The 16,961-nt window shown below is 63.4% G+C and carries 16 protein-coding genes and 1 tRNA gene; 10 read left to right on the top strand and 7 right to left on the bottom strand.

Annotation, left to right across the window (positions count from 1 at the left end):
• Nucleotides 1-51: 51 nt before the first annotated feature.
• Nucleotides 52-360, top strand: a complete 309-nt coding sequence (locus AOC05_RS01745) for a rhodanese-like domain-containing protein (RefSeq protein ID WP_395939438.1) — start codon at nucleotides 52-54, stop codon at nucleotides 358-360.
• Nucleotides 361-437: 77 nt separating this feature from the next.
• Here AOC05_RS01745 and AOC05_RS01740 read toward each other — a convergent pair whose 3' ends face one another.
• The 6 genes from AOC05_RS01740 to AOC05_RS01715 form a co-directional block, all read right to left on the bottom strand.
• Entirely contained in the window at nucleotides 438-992 is a 555-nt protein-coding gene (locus AOC05_RS01740; RefSeq protein WP_062005146.1) for a DUF421 domain-containing protein, read from the bottom strand.
• A gap of 299 nt (nucleotides 993-1,291) precedes the next feature.
• Entirely contained in the window at nucleotides 1,292-2,194 is a 903-nt protein-coding gene (gene sucD, locus AOC05_RS01735; RefSeq protein WP_062005140.1) for a succinate--CoA ligase subunit alpha, read from the bottom strand.
• A 15-nt stretch (nucleotides 2,195-2,209) separates the two neighbouring features.
• On the bottom strand, nucleotides 2,210-3,379 hold the full coding sequence (gene sucC, locus AOC05_RS01730) for an ADP-forming succinate--CoA ligase subunit beta (protein WP_062005138.1): 1,170 nt from the start codon (nucleotides 3,377-3,379) through the stop codon (nucleotides 2,210-2,212).
• A gap of 174 nt (nucleotides 3,380-3,553) precedes the next feature.
• Entirely contained in the window at nucleotides 3,554-4,276 is a 723-nt protein-coding gene (locus AOC05_RS01725) for a hypothetical protein (RefSeq protein ID WP_062005136.1), read from the bottom strand.
• Entirely contained in the window at nucleotides 4,273-6,876 is a 2,604-nt protein-coding gene (gene pcrA / locus AOC05_RS01720; RefSeq protein ID WP_420480386.1) for a DNA helicase PcrA, read from the bottom strand. Before pcrA ends, AOC05_RS01725 begins: the two co-directional genes overlap by 4 nt.
• Nucleotides 6,877-6,951: 75 nt before the next feature.
• Entirely contained in the window at nucleotides 6,952-7,794 is an 843-nt protein-coding gene (locus AOC05_RS01715; protein WP_062005133.1) for an inositol monophosphatase family protein, read from the bottom strand.
• Between the two features lie 33 nt (nucleotides 7,795-7,827).
• Between AOC05_RS01715 and AOC05_RS01710 the strand changes: the two genes are divergently transcribed.
• From AOC05_RS01710 to AOC05_RS01695, 4 genes are all read left to right on the top strand, one after another.
• On the top strand, nucleotides 7,828-8,454 hold the full coding sequence (locus AOC05_RS01710; RefSeq protein ID WP_062005132.1) for a hypothetical protein: 627 nt from the start codon (nucleotides 7,828-7,830) through the stop codon (nucleotides 8,452-8,454).
• A gap of 67 nt (nucleotides 8,455-8,521) precedes the next feature.
• Nucleotides 8,522-8,593 (top strand) — tRNA-Arg (locus AOC05_RS01705).
• Nucleotides 8,594-8,666: 73 nt separating this feature from the next.
• Nucleotides 8,667-9,572, top strand: coding sequence for an EamA family transporter RarD (gene rarD / locus AOC05_RS01700; RefSeq protein ID WP_082357683.1), 906 nt, complete (start codon nucleotides 8,667-8,669; stop codon nucleotides 9,570-9,572).
• Nucleotides 9,573-9,575: 3 nt separating this feature from the next.
• Nucleotides 9,576-9,911: a YnfA family protein gene (locus tag AOC05_RS01695; RefSeq protein ID WP_062005131.1), complete on the top strand. Its 336-nt coding sequence runs from the start codon at nucleotides 9,576-9,578 to the stop codon at nucleotides 9,909-9,911.
• Nucleotides 9,912-10,027: 116 nt separating this feature from the next.
• On the opposite strand, the gene AOC05_RS01690 is transcribed toward AOC05_RS01695, so the two are convergent.
• Entirely contained in the window at nucleotides 10,028-11,935 is a 1,908-nt protein-coding gene (locus AOC05_RS01690) for an ABC transporter ATP-binding protein (protein WP_062005129.1), read from the bottom strand.
• 260 nt (nucleotides 11,936-12,195) lie between these two features.
• Between AOC05_RS01690 and AOC05_RS01685 the strand changes: the two genes are divergently transcribed.
• The 5 genes from AOC05_RS01685 to AOC05_RS01665 all read left to right on the top strand — a co-directional run bounded on the left by AOC05_RS01685 (nucleotide 12,196) and on the right by AOC05_RS01665 (nucleotide 16,948).
• Nucleotides 12,196-13,005, top strand: coding sequence for an amino acid ABC transporter substrate-binding protein (locus tag AOC05_RS01685; protein ID WP_062005127.1), 810 nt, complete (start codon nucleotides 12,196-12,198; stop codon nucleotides 13,003-13,005).
• A 35-nt stretch (nucleotides 13,006-13,040) separates the two neighbouring features.
• Nucleotides 13,041-13,700, top strand: coding sequence for an amino acid ABC transporter permease (locus tag AOC05_RS01680; protein ID WP_062005126.1), 660 nt, complete (start codon nucleotides 13,041-13,043; stop codon nucleotides 13,698-13,700).
• Nucleotides 13,687-14,532, top strand: a complete 846-nt coding sequence (locus tag AOC05_RS01675) for an amino acid ABC transporter ATP-binding protein (protein ID WP_062005125.1) — start codon at nucleotides 13,687-13,689, stop codon at nucleotides 14,530-14,532. The genes AOC05_RS01680 and AOC05_RS01675 overlap by 14 nt, the downstream gene beginning before the upstream one ends.
• Nucleotides 14,533-14,720: 188 nt before the next feature.
• A complete protein-coding gene (locus AOC05_RS01670; RefSeq protein ID WP_062005124.1) occupies nucleotides 14,721-15,551 on the top strand; it encodes a hypothetical protein in 831 nt (276 codons plus the stop codon).
• Nucleotides 15,548-16,948: a hypothetical protein gene (locus AOC05_RS01665; protein WP_062005123.1), complete on the top strand. Its 1,401-nt coding sequence runs from the start codon at nucleotides 15,548-15,550 to the stop codon at nucleotides 16,946-16,948. Before AOC05_RS01670 ends, AOC05_RS01665 begins: the two co-directional genes overlap by 4 nt.
• Nucleotides 16,949-16,961: the final 13 nt, after the last annotated feature.

Raw genomic sequence — 16,961 nt, 5'->3', positions numbered from 1 at the left:
TACTGTGAGAGAGTACTTCGATTGGCCAGCAACTACCCTCCAGGAGCCCCCGTGCAAGAAATCACCACCGCCGACGTCTTGGCCGCGGACATGGATGTCCAGATCATTGACGTGCGCGAGGCCCGCGAACTTTCCACGGGCATGATCGAGGATGCCGTGCACATTCCGGCAGGTGACGTCCTGGCGCGCGTTGGCGAGCTGGATAAGTCCCGCCGCATCATTGCCGTGTGCCATGGGGGCGGTCGCAGCACCCGTGTTGCGCAGGCTCTGACCGAGTTGGGCTTCAACGCGGACACTCTTGCAGGCGGTATGAGTGGCTGGGCGGCTGAGGGGCTGCCCATGGTGTCGCCGGAAGCGTAACTCCCACCTGCACCGGGTTCCCGGCAGCACACTGGATCCGCCCGCTGCGGAGGTGCTGCTACTTCCTGACCGTCAGGTCAGTCCCCGCGCAAGGCCAGGTACGACGCGGGAATCAGCTCCGCTCCCTTCACATTCTCCAGAAGCTCAAGTTCAATGGCCACGCCGATGCGCAACACGCTGATCTCCCCCGTCGCCTCGAGGATAACGCAGGCAATTTCCTTGCGGCTCCGGATGCCGGCCAGACGCAGCCTGGCGCTGATTTCATCCTCGGAGACGTGGGTTCTCCTGAGGTTCGCCGCCACAATCTCACTCCCGGCCATGAGCAGATATGCCCTGTTGTTGACGATCGTGACAATCCTGGGGAAGCGGCGCAGCTGCCCAGTGAGTGCCTGCAGCACCAGCAACGTGACCAGGCCCAGCACACCGGCCGTGAGGGTGGGTGTGTAGCCAAGGATTGCGCGTCCAACGACGGCGCCCAGCGCCACTGCTGCGGCAAGGTCGAAACTGGAAAGGCTCGCCATCGTACGCTGTCCCATGAGCCTGATTAGCATGAGCACGAGGGCATAAAGCGCAATGGCGGAGAGCACCACCCGGCTGGCGTCGCCCCAGGTTAGTCCGTAGTCATGCCACATGATGATTCCTTCCTGGAGGGGTAGAGTTCGTTTGCCAGACGGGAGCGCCGGCATTGGCTTCAACCCTTGGCGGGGTCGCATCCACACGCAGGAGGCGACCGTGTCCGAGGTCTGCGCCTACTTTGGTCATGTCCTGGGCACAGAGCGTTACCATCCACCCCGCGGGCCTTGAAGGTGCTGCCCGGCTCAGGCGAGTGGCGCGCCGTCGTACTTTGCCGTTTGCGTTAAACGCGCAAGCGCGGGCGCCCCACCAGGGAAACTGGTGCGGCGGCCGCGCTTTCGCGTGGAGCAAGAAATCTCTACAGGGCTGCGTAAACTTCGCGCAGCAGCGTTGCGGTCTCGGACGGCGTTTTGCCAACCTTGACACCGGCAGCCTCGAGGGCTTCCTTCTTGGCCTGAGCCGTGCCCGCGGAGCCGGAGACAATGGCGCCGGCGTGGCCCATGGTCTTGCCCTCGGGAGCGGTGAAGCCTGCCACGTAGCCAACAACCGGCTTGGTGACGTGGGCCTTGATGTACTCGGCCGCGCGTTCTTCAGCGTCGCCACCGATTTCACCGATCATGACAATGGCCTTGGTCTCGGGGTCCGCTTCGAATGCAGCAAGTGCGTCGATGTGCGTGGTGCCGATGACGGGGTCGCCACCGATGCCGATCGCGGTGGAGAAGCCCAAATCGCGCAGCTCGTACATCATCTGGTAGGTCAGGGTGCCGGACTTGGAAACCAAGCCGATGGGGCCCTTCTGGGTGATGTTGTTCGGCGTGATGCCAACCAGTGCCTCGCCGGGGGTAATGATGCCGGGGCAGTTCGGCCCGATGATGCGGGTAACCTGGTTTCCGGAAGCGTCAACCTTGGACTGAGCCAGTGCCCAGAACTCGGCAGAGTCCTGGACCGGCACACCCTCAGTGATGACAACAACCAGCGGAACGCCGGCTTCGATGGCCTCGACGACGGCGTCCTTGGTGAAAGCCGGGGGGACGAACACGATGGAGACATCTGCACCGGTCTCGGCAACAGCTTCTGCAACGGTACCGAAAACGGGGAGTTCAACGTCGCCGTGGACAACCGTGGTGCCGGCCTTGCGTGCGTTCACGCCGCCAACAATCTGAGTACCGGCCTTGAGCATCAGGGCGGTGTGCTTGGTGCCTTCGCCGCCGGTGATGCCCTGGACGATGACCTTAGAGTCCTTGTTCAAGAAAATAGACATGTGTTTTCTAAACCTCTACTTTGCAGCGTGGGCGAGCTCGGCAGCCTTGTCGGCGCCCTCGTCCATCGTGGCGGCCAGGGTGACCAACGGGTGGTTGGCTTCGTTGAGGATGCGGCGGCCTTCTTCAACGTTGTTGCCATCGAGGCGGACCACGAGCGGCTTGTTCGCTGCTGCACCAAGTTCGGCCAGCGCGCCAACAATGCCCTTGGCGACAGCGTCACAGGCGGTGATGCCGCCGAAGACGTTAACAAAGACGCTCTTGACCTGGGGGTCGTTGAGGATGACGTCCAGACCAGCGGCCATGACCTCTGCGGATGCTCCACCGCCGATGTCCAGGAAGTTGGCGGGCTTGACGCCGCCGTGGTTTTCCCCGGCGTAGGCCACAACATCCAATGTGGACATGACCAGGCCTGCGCCGTTGCCGATGACGCCAACTTCACCGTCGAGCTTGACGTAGTTCAGGTCCGCAGCCTTGGCTTTGGCCTCCAACGGGTCAGCTGCTGCCGCGTCCTCGAGCTCGAGGTGGTGCGGGTGGCGGAAGTCGGCGTTCTCATCCAGAGAAACCTTACCGTCAAGGGCGACGATGTCGCCGGCGCCGGTGAGGACCAACGGGTTGACCTCAACGAGGGTGGCGTCTTCCTTGACGAAGACGTCCCACAGCTTGATGATCGCAGCGGCAACCTTCGGGGCCAATTCGGCACTGAAGCCTGCTGTGGCAACGATCTCGTCGGCCTTGGCCGCGTCGATGCCCACGGCAGGATCAACGGCGATCCGGGCCAGGGCCTCGGGGCGCTCGACTGCAAGCACCTCGATCTCGACGCCGCCTTCCACCGAGCACATGGCCAAGTAGTTGCGGTTCGCCCGGTCCAGCAAAACGGAGAAGTAGAACTCCTGCGCAATGTCTGCACCCTGGGCAATCATGACCGTGTTGACGGTGTGGCCCTTGATGTCCATGCCGAGGATGGCGGAGGCGTGCGCGAATGCTTCATCAGCATTTTTTGCCACCTTGACGCCGCCGGCCTTGCCGCGGCCACCGACCTTTACCTGTGCCTTGACGACGGTGACGCCGCCAATTTTCTCGGCTGCTGCCTTTGCTTCTTCAGGGGTGTGCGCCACGATGCCGGCCAACACGGGAACGCCGTGAGCCTCAAACATGTCGCGCGCCTGGTATTCAAACAGGTCCACGGATTTGTGTCCTTCTACGTCGAAGTAGTGATCAAGGGGGCCGAAACCCCTTTTTACACATTACCGCGTTAGTGGTAAAGCACATATTCCGCCCTTACACCACCGTCTCTGGTGGTTATTCGTCTCACAATTGGCGCACTTGGGCGCACGACGCACGGCACCTGGGCCGTGCGGTCATCGCACCGGGGCTGTGGCTGGGGTGGTGGCGCCCGGCAAGGGTGCTGGCCCCGGCCCGAAGAGTTCGTAGGTGTTTGCGGCCAGAAAGAAGCCAATACCGGCGGTCAGGTTCGCGCACGCCACACCGGTGTCCATCGGCGCGCAACGATATCCCTGTGCTTCCATGGCTGTGCCTGGAGCCAGCACAGGGAAGCCGCCAGCGAACTGGTTGGAGGCGTCCTTCGACACCACGGACGCCTCCACTGCGGTGACACCGGCCCGGCACCCGCCGTAAACCACCTTGTCGGGGTATAACAGTGCCGTGCCGCCCAGGTAGCCAATGTTGGTCCCGGCGCAATTGTCCACAACATCGCCGGCCCGGGGCTGCGGATAGACAGCCATCCGGCAATTGACAACCGGGATGGCCGGCGCCGTCGCGTTGGCGCTGTCGCCGAAGTTGTTGGGCTCCCAGGGCTGGTTCAGGTGCCCGGCCTTGGACGTGGTGAAAACGCAGGCCACATTGCGTGAATCACTGACAAATTGCGGCAATTCAGTGCTGCTGACCGCCTCCGTTGGCACGCCCACCGGTGTGGCCTTGAGCCTGTCCAGATAGCTCAAGTGCGCAGCCTCTTCCCCGGCCGGTGCCGGGGCTCCGTCCTTGATGGGCACGCTCACGCAACCCGTCAGGGCCAGCACGCAGGCCATGGCTGCGGCGGCCAGCGCCCCGCGGTGCCGGATCAAGGTTCCAACTTGGTGACGGGCGCATAGCGCAGCAGCAGCCGTTTCTCGCCGATGCTGAACTGCACGGTAGCCACGGTCTTGTCCCCGGCGCCTTGCACGGCGGTGACGGTACCATCCCCGAAGGAGGTGTGGTTGACCCTGTCCCCGACCACCACGGAGATGACTTCCTTTTGCGGCTGGACCCGGCCCGCCGCGGTCCTGGCGGAGAGGCTGGCGGGAAGCTGGCCGGCGTCGAGCCCGCCCACTGCGGACCCTGCTCCCCAGGAGGACCCGGAGTACCGGCTGGTGCCGAACCCGCCCCCACCCGTGGGGGCCACGCGGGAGGTCCCCTCACGCTTCCATTCGATCAGTTCCGCGGGGACCTCGTCGATGAACTGGCTGGCGGGGTTGTACTGGCTCTGCCCCCACAGGCTGCGCACCTCCGAGCGCGTCAGGTACAGGCGTTTGCGCGCACGGGTCAGGCCCACATAGGCCAGGCGGCGTTCCTCGGCGAGCTCCTTGGGGTCCGTGGCGGAGCGTGAATGCGGGAAGATGCCGTGTTCCATGCCCGTCAGGAACACCACGGGGAACTCCAGCCCCTTGGCCGTGTGCAGGGTCATCAGCGTCACCACGCCAAGGCGTTTGGCCTCCGCGACGGCGGCGGCAGCTTCGGCTTCGGATCCGCCGGGGGCGTCGGGGATCTGGTCGGCGTCGGCTACGAGGGAGACCTGTTCCAGAAACTCCCCCAGCTTCCCCTCGGGATTGTCCTTCTCAAATTCACGCACGACGGCGAGAAGCTCGGCCAGGTTCTCCACCCGCGACTCGTCCTGGGGATCGTTTGAGGTGCGCAACGCCTCCAGGTAGCCAGATTGTTCCAGCACGGCCTCAAGGGCAGTTGCAGGCCCCGAAGTGGCGGCCACCTCGCCCAAGTCCGCCATCATCTTGGCGAAGGCATTGACCATGTTCAGTGAGCGGGAGGCGATGCCCGGTGCCTCTTCGGCACGGGCCAGCGCCGCGGAGAAGGAGATGCGTTCGCGCTCGGCCAGCGCCGCCACGGCCCCTTCGGCCCGGTCGCCAATCCCGCGCTTGGGTTCGTTGAGGATCCTGCGCAAGTTCACGTCGTCATCCGGGTTCACCAGGGCGCGCAAGTAGGCCAGCGCATCCTTGATTTCCTTGCGCTCATAGAAGCGGGTGCCGCCCACCACCCGGTAGGGCAGGCCCACACGGACCAGGATGTCCTCGATGGCGCGGGACTGGGCATTGGTGCGGTAGAAGATGGCGACGTCGCCGGGGCGGATGTCGGTCTCGTCTTGGAGCCTGTCAATCTCCTCGGCGATGAACCGGGCTTCCTCATGCTCGGATTCGGCAACGTAGCCAACGATCTTCTCACCGTCACCCTCTGCGGTCCACAGACGCTTTTCACGGCGGTTGGGGTTGCGCGAGATCACGGCGTTGGCGGCGGAGAGGATGTTCTGGGTGGAGCGGTAATTCTGCTCCAGCTTGATGGTGTCGGCGCTGGGATAGTCCTTTTCGAACTCAACGATGTTGCGGATGTCGGCCCCGCGGAAGGCGTAGATGGACTGGTCGGAGTCGCCCACCACTGTCAGCTCGGCCGGCTCAATGCTCTCCCACCCGGAGGTCGAGCTGGGCCCCCCGGATACCGGTCCCTCCTCGCCCACAATCTCGCGCACTAGCGCGTACTGGGCGTGGTTGGTGTCCTGGTACTCGTCCACCAACACGTGCCGGAAACGGCGGCGGTAGGCGTCGGCAACGCCGGGGAAGGCCCGGAACATGTACACGGTCTGGGCGATGAGGTCGTCAAAGTCCATGGCGTTGGCCTGGCGTAGGCGCTGGGTGTAGCCGGAGTAGACCTCCGCCACGGCGGCCGCGAAGGGGTCCTGGAAGTTGGTGTTGGCGGAGTTCTCGTCGGCGTCGATGAGCTCGTTCTTCAGCGCCGAGATCTTGTGCATGATCGCCTTGGGCGCGAACTTCTTCGGATCCAGCGACAAGCCCTTGGAGATCAAGGTGATCAGCCGTAGGGAGTCGGCGGAGTCATAGATGGAAAAGTTGGTGTTCAGCCCGATGGTCTTGGCCTCGCGGCGCAGGATCCGCACACAGGAGGAGTGGAAGGTGGAGATCCACATGGTCTTGGCGGGTTCGCCGATGAGCGCCGTGATGCGCTCACGCATTTCCGCCGCGGCCTTGTTAGTGAAGGTGATGGCCAGTATCTGGCCGGGGTGGGCCCGGCCGGTGGCCAGCAGGTACGCGATCCTGTGGCTGAGCACGCGGGTCTTGCCCGAGCCTGCCCCTGCCACAATGAGCAACGGCGAGCCAGCATGGACCACGGCGGCTTCCTGCTCCGGGTTCATGCCCTCCAGGAGCTCGGCCGGGTCCGGCCAACGGCTGGTGCCGTGTGTCGGAGCAGAGGCGGCCCCGAGGCCGCTGGTGGCGCGAAGGTATTCGGGCTCGCCGGAGGCGGGCTCTGCGGATTCGGGTGCGTCCGCACCGGGATCTTCCGACGGCATCCAGGCCGGAAGCTCGGCGTGGAGGCTTCCGTGGAGGCCGGGCAGGGCCCCTTGATCTGCAGCTTTGGGCTTTTTGGCGTAAGGGTCAAACAACATATCCATGGTGACTCCCAGTCTAGTTGGCCTCACTGACACTGTGCGCTGAACCCGCGGTGCTTGTGCATATCCGCACTACAGTGCCCCGGCTGCTAACGCCGCCTTGAGTTCGGCGACGGCCACGGCCGGCCCGGCCACAAACCAGTCGAGCCCGTTGACCCGCACCACCGCGGTGTCCCCTCCCGCCGCATGTACGATCCCTTTCCCGGGGAGCCAGTCCCAGGAGGGGGCACTGTGTTGGAACCACATTCCGAGCTCACCTTGCGCCACCCGGCCCAGGTCGCAGGAGCCGGAGCCGAGCATGCGAAGCGCAGCCGGCAGTTGGGCGGCCCGCTGCCATGGACCTCCCGCCTGCGGATCCCCGAGCCACTTGGGGTGGATGTAGGTTCCAGCGGACAGCTGGCCCACGTGTTGGCACGGATCCACGACGATGGGTTTGCCGTTCAGGGTGGCGGCCTGCAAGGTTCCCCCCAGCCACAACTTCTCTTCCTGGGGCTGGTAGATGGCCCCGAGCAGAACCGCGGCGTCCGTCAGGCTGTCCGGCCCGGCAGGCCAGACCCCTGCCGCGTCTGTCAGCGCCAGGGCCGAGCACCAGTAGGTGGAACCGCTGTAGAAGTTATACGTGCCATCCACCGGGTCGATCACCCAGATTCGCCCCGAGGTGCCCGTGTAGCCGGCGCCCTCCTCCCCCAGGATGGAATCCTCCGGGCGGCAGCGGCGCAACTGTTCCACGACGTAACTTTCAGCGGCCAGGTCGGCGGAGGTCACGACGTCGGACACCGATGACTTTTGGGCAGCAGTGTCCCGCAGCTCCTGGAGCCCGCGCTGGCGCATGCGAAGGGCGAGCCCGCCGGCGTTGCGCACCAGCGCGGCTGCGAGTTGGACGTCACTGAGGCGATGGTCAAGTTGTTCGGTCATGCACCCACCCTAATCGTGGGCGATAATGGTTCCATGGCTAAAACTCCCGCACAACGCGCCGCCAAGCATGGCGAGCATGCTTCGCCGCCGCGCACGGCTGCCACCAACCCGAGCACGCAACGCACGCCGGCGAAGGCTGCGAACAACGCCAACATGATCTTGATCGCCGGTGCCGCTGCGAGCTTGTTCTTGTTTTGGTACCTGCATGTGCTCACGTTGAGCCAGATGACGGATCTCTCCGGGGGCCTGTCCATGCCCGATTCCATGGTGTTTGGCTTTGATGTGGCCCACATTGAGGCGTTGCGTGCGGCAATGGATGCCGCCGCTAACGGCCAGCTGCAGTTTCTACACAAGACGGCAGGCATGTTGTTTCCGCTGGTCTTTGGCATCACGTCCATGACGATGATTGCCGTGAACGTGGCGAAGAAGCCGCTGCGCCGCATCTTTTGGGCGTTCCCCATCCTGTTCGCCATCGTCCAGATTTGGGCGAACTTTGCCATTGACGGCCTGCTCTCCGCCCAGACGCTCGACGCCGGCGCCGTCGCCATGGCGTCGGCCCTGGTGGTTGCGTCGTGGTTCTTATTGGTGATTTCGCTGGCAACGTTGGGCGTGGCGTTGTTCCTGGGGCGCAGGCGCAAACCCTCCCCGGCAGCCTCCTAGTTCGCCGTCCGCCCGCGTGGTGTCCAGTTTCTTATCTCAGATGCTGTTCCGCTAGGCTAGTTGACGCGCCTCTGTAGTCCAATGGATAAGACAGCCCTCTCCTAAAGGGCTAATCCGGGTTCGATCCCCGGCGGGGGCACTCTTTTTTCCGTAGCCGTGTTTGTTCCGGCCCCGGCACCGTCGTTTTTTGCCCGTCAGCAAAGGCCTTTCTCATGAGCACCCCCAACGCCGGGCGTGGGGCCGCGGTTTCCATCGCGGCGTCGGCATTGTTTGCCGCCATCTTCCTGATCGCCGGGTCCCTGCCAGGGTGGGGTTCCGGCGAAATTTTTGGTTGGCGTGTGGTGCTCACCCTGCTGACTTTGGCTCTTATTGTGCCGTTTGTGGCGTGGGGCCGTGCGGAGGTGCGCACCCTGTTGGTGCGTGTTCGACGACGGCCCGCACTCTTGCTTCCCGGGGCCTTTGCCGCGGGGCTGGTAGGCGTGCAACTGTGGCTTTTCATGTGGGCGCCACTGAACGGCATGGCACTGTCGGTGTCCTTCGGCTACTTCTTGCTCCCGCTGACAATGGTGCTGGCGGGGCGTCTGTTCTTCGGGGACAAGCTCAGTCCCCTGCGGAAACTGGCGGTGGCCGCCGCCGGCCTGGGCGTGCTGCACCAGGCCCTGAGCGCAGGCGGACTGGCCTGGCCCACCCTGCTGGTCTGCCTGGCCTACCCGATCTACTTTGTGTTGCGCCGCAAGATCGGCTTCGACACCCTGGCCGCGTTTGGGGCGGAACTGTTGGCGATGCTACCCCTAGGCATCTACCTCATCGTGGCGGGCCCCCATGGCGCGTCCGGCGGCGTGTCCGGCGGTCCGTCAAACGGGGGTCTGTGGGCTGTTTTGGTCATCGGAGTTCTCGGCGGGCTCGCCATGGTGCTGTACCTGCTGGCGAGCAAGTGGCTCCCACTGTCCCTGTTTGGGCTGCTCAGCTATGTGGAGCCGGTGTTGCTGGTGGGCGTTTCATTGTTTTTGGGTGAGGTGCTGGGCTTCTCTGCACTGCTGACCTACGGCCCTATCCTTCTTGCCTTGGTATTCCTAGGCATCGACGGGCGCAGGCCCTCGCGTACTTTGGGAGAATAGGCCATGACCATCACCAAGGCCGTTATTTTGTTTGTGCTGGCCGCCGTGGCTGAAATTGGCGGTGCTTGGCTGGTGTGGCAGGCGGTGCGTGAGGACAAGGCGTGGTGGTGGGCGGCCCTGGGCGTGGTGGCCCTGGGCGCATATGGCTTCATTGCCGCGCTGCAGCCGGACGCAAACTTTGGCCGGGTCCTGGCGGCCTATGGCGGGGTGTTCATCGCCGGCTCACTCACGTGGGGGATGATTTTTGACAAGTTCTCCCCAGACCGGTGGGACGTCACCGGCGCACTGATCTGCCTCCTCGGCGTCAGCGTCATCATGTTCGCCCCGCGCCCGGCCTGAATCGCACCTCGTTCACACTGCCCCCGCGTCGAACGTACAGCAGGTGTTGATGTTACCGACGAACATCAACATCTGCTGTACGTTCGATTCAGGGGTTGCCGGCACCACCAGCCTGCCTAGCTGTCACCGAGCTCCGCTGCTGATGCATCGGTCACGGCAGCCACCGCCTGCGCGAACTGGGTGGCGTGTAGCTCGGCGTAGCGCCCGGCGACGGCGATGAGCTGATCGTGGGTTCCGCGCTCCACGATGTTCCCGCCTTCCACCACCAAGATCACGTCTGCGGAGCGGATAGTGGAGAGCCTGTGGGCTACCACCAGCGCCGTGCGTCCTTCCAGCGCTTCACCCAACGCCGCCTGGACCGCGGCCTCGTTCGTGGAGTCAAGGGCAGCCGTCGCCTCATCCAAGATGACCACCGCCGGCTGCACCAGCAGCAACCGGGCAATGGTCAGGCGCTGGCGCTCACCACCGGAGAGCCGGTAGCCGCGTTCCCCCACCACCGTGTCCAGTCCGTCGGGCAGCGCCAACGCAAAGGCTTCCAAGCGGGCCCGGCGCAGCACATCCCAAATTTCCTCATCCGTTGCGGTGGGCTTGGCTAGGCGCAGATTGGAACGGATGCTCTCGTGGAACAGGTGGCCGTCCTGGGTGACCATACCGACGCCTGCGCGCAATCCGTCGAAGGAGAGGTCCCGCACATCGACCCCGCCGATGCGCACACTGCCGGAGTCGACGTCGTACAGGCGGGAAAGCAGTTGGGCGATGGTTGACTTCCCAGCCCCCGAGGAGCCCACCAAGGCGATGGTCTGCCCCGGCTCGGCCTTAAAGGAAATCCCGTGCAGCACATCCTCCCCGCCACGGGTATCCAGCACTGCCACATCCTCCAGCGAGGCCAGGGAAACCTTGTCGGCTGATGGGTAGGCGAAGCGGACGTCGGAGAACTCAACGCTCAACCGGCCCGGCGGCAGGGCCACAGTGCTGGGCTTCTCGGTGATGAGCGGCTTCAGGTCCAGGATCTCAAAGACCCGGTCGAAGCTGACCAGGGCGCTCATGATGTCCACTCGTGCGTTCGCCAGAGCGGTGAGTGGTGCGTAGAGGCGGGTCAGCAGCAAGGCCAGGACGACGACGTCGCCGGCGTTGAGTGAGCCGCCGATGGCCAGTGTTCCACCAAGCCCGTAGACGAGTGCCAGGGCTAGGGAGGAGACCAACATCAAGGCGGTGAAGAACACGAACTGCATGATGGCGGTGCGCACGCCAATGTCACGGACCCTGTTTGCCCGGGCCGCGAATTCGCGGGATTCCTCTGCAGGGCGGCCAAACAGTTTCACGAGCGTAGCGCCGGGGGCCGAGAAACGCTCGGTCATCTGTGTGCTCATGTCCGCATTCAGATCGGCGGCTTCGCGCCGCAGCCCCGCTAGGCGGCGGCCGAAGCGGCGGGCCGGCATCAAGAAGATGGGCAGCAGCACCAGGGCCAGCACGGTCACCAGCCAGGACGTGTTCAGCATGACGATCAGCGTCAAAACGAGTTGGACCGAGTTGGAGACGATGCCCGAGAGCGTGCCGGAAAAGGCTTGCTGGGCGCCGATGACGTCGTTGTTGAGCCGGCTGACAAGGGCACCGGTTCGGGTCCGGGTGAAGAACGCGATCGGCATCCGCTGGACGTGGTCAAACACCGCGGTTCGCAAATCCAGGATGACACCCTCACCCAGGTTGGCCGAGATCCAGCGGATCACCAGCGACAGCCCGGCGTCGAGCACTGCCACCAAGGCAATGAGCAGGGCTAGGTTCACCACCGTTTTCACAGCGGTTTTGGCCACAATCGCGTCTACCACCTGCCCGGCCAGCACAGGAGTGGCCACGGCCAAGGCAGCAGAGACCACAGACAGCAACACAAACACCAGCAGCTTGCGGCTGTACGGTTTGGCAAACAGTACGGTCCTGCGCAGGGTGTCCTTGGAGATGCCGCCATCGCCCTTGTCCGAGCGCATGGTGCTCCAAAGTGAGCTCCATGCCGCGCCTTCCATACTCATGCGTGTGTTCCTTAACAGTTAATGAGGGCAAGCTATCAGCCTAAACCCCCGGCTCAGGCTTGGGAATTCCATGTTCCATCAATCGGCTCCTAGCGCAATAACCGCCTGTGCGTCAATTCACATGCTTCATAATTTCGTAACAAACTGAAATATTGCCTCTTGTTTTGGGGTTTGGCGGTGCTAACGTCCAACTATGGGCGGCCCGCTCCCTACTTGGCAGCCGGGCTTAGAACATTTTTACAGCAAAGGAACACTTGAGAATGAATCGTCGTACTTTTGGGCTTGTCGGCATGCTTGCAGCGGCGTCGATCGCGCTTGCCGCGTGCGGAGGCACGCCCGGGGCCAGCGATTCCTCCGGCACCGACACCTCCCTGAGCTCTGTCAAGGGCGCCGGGGCAATCGTGTTCGCCACGGAAGGCACCTACAAGCCGTTCAGCTTCCATGAGGGCGGCGCGGGCGCCCTGACCGGGTACGACGTCGAGGTTGCCACGGCTGTTGCCGCAAAACTGGGTGTGAAAGCCAAGTTTGAGGAAACCCAGTGGGATTCCATCTTCGCCGGCCTCGAAGCCAAGCGCTTCGACGCCGTCGCCAACCAGGTCACCGTCAACCCCGACCGCCAGGCCAAATACGAGCTTTCCACTCCGTACACCGTCTCCCAGGGCGTCATTGTCGTCAAGGACAGCACCAACGACATCACCTCCTTTACGGATTTGAAGGGCAAGACCACAGCCCAGTCGCTGACAAGTAACTGGTTCACCCTAGCCACAGACAGCGGTGCCAAAGTGGAGGCCGTTGAGGGGTGGGCTCAGGCGGTCGCCTTGCTCAAGGATGACCGCGTCAACGCCATCGTCAATGACAAGCTCACCTTCCTTGACTACCAGGTCACTAACCCTGACTCCGGGCTGAAGGTCGCCGCCACCACCAAGGAATCCTCCGAGTCGGCGTTTGCGTTCCGGAAGGGCTCCACCGCATTGACGCAGGCAGTCAACACCGCGTTGAAGGACCTGTCCGCAGACGGCACGCTAGGAAAATTGAGCGAAAAATACTTTGGCCAAGACGTCAGTAAGTAATCTTCCCGCCGGCCACCAGGGGCTAGGGTTCAGTCATGGACTTTGACTTGTTTTGGAGTTCGTTGGGGCCGCTGCTGCTTGGCGCCGTGAAAGGCACCATTCCCTTGGCGCTGGCTTCCTTCGCCGTCGGTTTGGTGTTGGCCCTGGTCGTCGCCATGATGCGGATCAGCTCCAACAAGCTGGCCAATGGCGCCGGTCGGTTCTACGTCTCCGTCATCCGCGGCACCCCCTTGCTGGTACAGCTGTTTGTGATTTTTTACGGGCTGCCTGCCATTGGTGTGAAGATTGATCCGTGGCCCAGCGCCATCATCGCCTTCTCCTTGAATGTGGGCGGTTACGCGGCGGAAGTCATTCGCGCCGCCATCCTTTCGGTGCCCCAAGGCCAATGGGAGGCCGGGCACATGATTGGCATGTCCGGCAATCAGACGCTGCTGCGCATCATCTTGCCGCAGGCCGCGCGGGTGTCGGTGCCACCGTTGTCCAACACGTTCATTTCGCTCGTGAAGGACACCTCCTTGGCGTCGCTGATCCTTGTCACCGAGATGTTCCGGGTGGCCCAGCAGGTGGCCGCTTTTAGCCAGGAGTTCATGCTGCTCTATCTTGAGGCCGCCCTCATTTACTGGGTCATCTGTCTGGCGCTGTCCACGGCACAGACCCGTCTGGAAAAGAGATTGGACCGTTATGTTGCCCATTGAGCCCGTGCTGCAGGTCCGCGGCCTGAGCAAGTCCTTCGGCGCCAACACGGTGCTGCGCGGCATTGACTTGGCCGTCCCCCGGGGCAAGGTGGTGGCCCTGATCGGCCCGTCCGGTTCTGGCAAGACCACCATCTTGCGTTCACTCAACGGCTTGGAGCTGCCGGACGCCGGATCGGTCACCGTGGGTGCCCAAAGCTCCTCCGCGGCGGCCGGCCCGGGCAGCGGTGGAGGCAGCGGCGTCGTGCCCGAGCTGCCGGCACTGACCCTGGATTTTAACGACGCCTCCGTACCCAAGAAGGTCCGGGCCAAGGAGGTAGCCGCGCTGCGCGACCGCAGCGCCATGGTCTTCCAGCACTACAACCTGTTCCCCCACATGACTGTCCTGCAAAACGTCATTGAGGGGCCCGTACAGGTGCAGAAACGGCCGCGCGCTCAGGTGGTAGCCGAGGCCGAGTCACTGCTGGCGCGGGTTGGGTTGGCTGACAAGCGCGACGCCCACCCCTTTGAGCTCTCCGGCGGCCAGCAGCAGCGTGTGGGTATTGTGCGGGCGCTGGCGTTGAAGCCGCAACTGCTGTTGTTTGATGAGCCCACCTCAGCGTTGGACCCCGAGCTGGTGGATGACGTTCTGGCCGTCATCAAGGAACTCGCGGAGGAAGGCTGGACCATGGTGATCGTCACCCACGAGCTAGCCTTTGCCCGGCAGACGGCCGACGAAGTGGTGTTCATGGACGGTGGCGTGGTGGTGGAGCGCGGCCCGGCCAGCCAGGTGCTGCGCAATCCGCAGGAAGAACGTACCCAGGCGTTCGTCCGTCGCCTCCTCCATGAGATCTAGCCCGCTCTCCCTTTTTTCGGATCTGTGAGGCAGCTTGCCGGTGGAATCACAGCTTGCCGGTGGCCCGAAGATCGGCGGAATGGGGACTGCACCCCATCGCCAGCCAACACTGCTGTGAAGTAACTTAGGAGGAAGTTGTTTCCCGTGCCCGGGCACAAGGGCTAGCCCAGCTGCCAGCAGAGGAACCCATGACCGCCACAGTGCCAGAACGTCCGATCATTTTACGCCGCGTGCAGATGAGTGCTGCCGCCTGGGCGCTGCTGTGCGAATCGACCAGTGCCACGCTCGGTCTGCACAACGAACAGCCGGCAGGAGCGCAAGCCGCCCCCTTGGAAGAAGAAGCCGCAGCGGCAGCTTGGGCCGAGCTGAACTCGCTTGACATATCCCCGGGTCCAGGTGAGGTGAAGCGGCAGTGGATGGGCGCCGTCGCACTTCTGTTGACGGCACCCATCACCGTCACGGCCCGCGCCACGTACAACGGGGTCAGCACCACCAGCGTGCTGGGCTTGCGGGCCGGGCGCGGATTGGCGGCGCACCAACGGCACCTGTCCGAGCGTGAGGGGCAGGGCACCGTCATTACCGGCAGTGAGGACAGCATGGAAATCACGCTTTTTGACGAGGAGAATGTGTGGGGCGCAGCTGCCCGGCTGCTGCCACCCCTTGACGTTGTCCGCGCAGCCGCCAAAGCCGCGCCTCTGGATGCCAAGCCCCCTGCTGTTCTCGGCGCCGGCACCGATCCGGCAACATTGCCGGAACCGGTCGCCAGCCTTGTCAACGACGAGGACGCCAACATTACGCTCAGTGTTGTCACAGCAATGCAGGGGATGCCGACCAGGATTTGGGCCGGGATGTGGTCGGTCAAGGACGACCGACTGTATTCGGTGACAACCCGCGTCAGCGAAACCCCGGAACTGCGCCTGACCGAGGTGCCTGCCGGACACATCGCCAACGAACTCGTTTTTGCCGTGGTTGGCGCACACGACGCACTGGCTGCGGCGCAAAAGGAAGAAGCCAAATGAGCGGCGGTCTACAGGGACTTGACCCACAGGACTGCTTGGACCTGGTCAACGCGCTGAAAGACTCTGCCCACCAGCTAAACCGCACGGGCGCGCAATTGAACCAGACGATTGCCCGCGCAGGCTGGCAGGGGCCCGACAGCCAACGTTTCCGGTCGCAGTGGCCGGGCAACCGGACCATCTTGAACCACACCGCCCAAAACTTGGAACTTGCTGCAATGGCGCTGCTGCGTGAAATTGCCGAGCAGGAACGCGCCAGTGCCGTGGACGGCGGGGGCGGGCCCCTGGCAGAACTGATCGACGGGGCCAAGGACTTGTGGGAGGACATCACAGACGGCGTTGGCAACGTGTTCGACGACGTCAAGGACGGCCTTGACTGGCTCGGACAAGAAATTCTGGCCAACCCGGTGGTCCACGCAAACCTGAACTTTTATGGCAATCTGGGGTATCTGGCGGCGATTCCCATTGCGGCTCTTATTAACGGGCCGCCCTCTTTAATTTCTGTTTTGGCGTCGCTGGGTCTTGTCGCGGGAAGCGGCGTTGATGCCATAACAACAACTTTGACCGGTGGCCTCGTGAATCCAAAATTCTTTGATGACGGAATGGTGGAGGTGGGTGGTCCGCAGGCGGTGACCAACAGCAGCGAGTCTTCCCTGACACAGCCAACCAGTGTGGCTGACATCTTCGACAGCGTCCTGAGCGCATACGAAGCTACTGATTCAAACGGGGACCCGACGGCCGGGGTCCGCATCGTGTCGGTCCGGCAGCCCGACGGCACATACGCCTACATCGTCAATATTCCAGGCACTGAATCCAACACTGCCAACTCAAACAACAATCCGTTGGACTACACCAGCAACGTCAGGCTTGCCTCCGGACAATCATCAGCGGCCAGCAGGGCTGTCGCCGAAGCGATGGCAAGGGCGGGCATCCCGCCCGAGGCGCCGGTCATGCTGGTGGGCCACAGCCAGGGCGGGATGATCGCCCAAGAGTTGGCCACCGATCCGAGCTTCACGGGGCAATACAATCTCACCACCGTCTTGACAGCAGGCTCACCCACGCAGCCTTACGCCATTGATCCGAACATCAACTACCTGGCGATCGCACACCCCGCTGACATCGTCCCCATGTTTGATGGCGGCGGCACCATGAGCGATCTGACTACATATCAGCAAGCGCCCAATGTCCACGTGGTCCCAACGGACAATCCGCCTTTCTCCGGCCCCATCGGCGACTTCATTCCCGCCATGCACGACCAAAACACGTACAGGCAGGACCTGACCCAGCTAGGCAAGTACCCTGATATTGGACGCTTCGAAAATGATCCGTCAACGCAGGTTTTCATTACCGATGACCCCAGCAGAGTCTCTGCGGTGGACATTGACTTCAGCCGCAAGTAACACAACAAGGACA

The organism is Arthrobacter alpinus (assembly GCF_001294625.1).
Classification (GTDB): domain Bacteria; phylum Actinomycetota; class Actinomycetes; order Actinomycetales; family Micrococcaceae; genus Specibacter; species Specibacter alpinus_A.
The sequence above is the reverse complement of the archived record's forward strand: the minus strand, read 5'-3'. Positions and strand labels throughout refer to the sequence as shown.

Coding starts and splice junctions, on each gene's coding strand:
- AOC05_RS01740 (WP_062005146.1), bottom strand. CDS start 992: ATGTGGCATGACTACGGACTAACCTGGGGCGACGCCAGCCGGGTGGTG.
- sucD (WP_062005140.1), bottom strand. CDS start 2,194: ATGTCTATTTTCTTGAACAAGGACTCTAAGGTCATCGTCCAGGGCATC.
- pcrA (WP_420480386.1), bottom strand. CDS start 6,876: ATGTTGTTTGACCCTTACGCCAAAAAGCCCAAAGCTGCAGATCAAGGG.
- AOC05_RS01715 (WP_062005133.1), bottom strand. CDS start 7,794: ATGACCGAACAACTTGACCATCGCCTCAGTGACGTCCAACTCGCAGCC.
- AOC05_RS01710 (WP_062005132.1), top strand. CDS start 7,828: ATGGCTAAAACTCCCGCACAACGCGCCGCCAAGCATGGCGAGCATGCT.
- rarD (WP_082357683.1), top strand. CDS start 8,667: ATGAGCACCCCCAACGCCGGGCGTGGGGCCGCGGTTTCCATCGCGGCG.
- AOC05_RS01695 (WP_062005131.1), top strand. CDS start 9,576: ATGACCATCACCAAGGCCGTTATTTTGTTTGTGCTGGCCGCCGTGGCT.
- AOC05_RS01690 (WP_062005129.1), bottom strand. CDS start 11,935: ATGAGTATGGAAGGCGCGGCATGGAGCTCACTTTGGAGCACCATGCGC.
- AOC05_RS01685 (WP_062005127.1), top strand. CDS start 12,196: ATGAATCGTCGTACTTTTGGGCTTGTCGGCATGCTTGCAGCGGCGTCG.
- AOC05_RS01680 (WP_062005126.1), top strand. CDS start 13,041: ATGGACTTTGACTTGTTTTGGAGTTCGTTGGGGCCGCTGCTGCTTGGC.
- AOC05_RS01675 (WP_062005125.1), top strand. CDS start 13,687: ATGTTGCCCATTGAGCCCGTGCTGCAGGTCCGCGGCCTGAGCAAGTCC.
- AOC05_RS01670 (WP_062005124.1), top strand. CDS start 14,721: ATGACCGCCACAGTGCCAGAACGTCCGATCATTTTACGCCGCGTGCAG.
- AOC05_RS01665 (WP_062005123.1), top strand. CDS start 15,548: ATGAGCGGCGGTCTACAGGGACTTGACCCACAGGACTGCTTGGACCTG.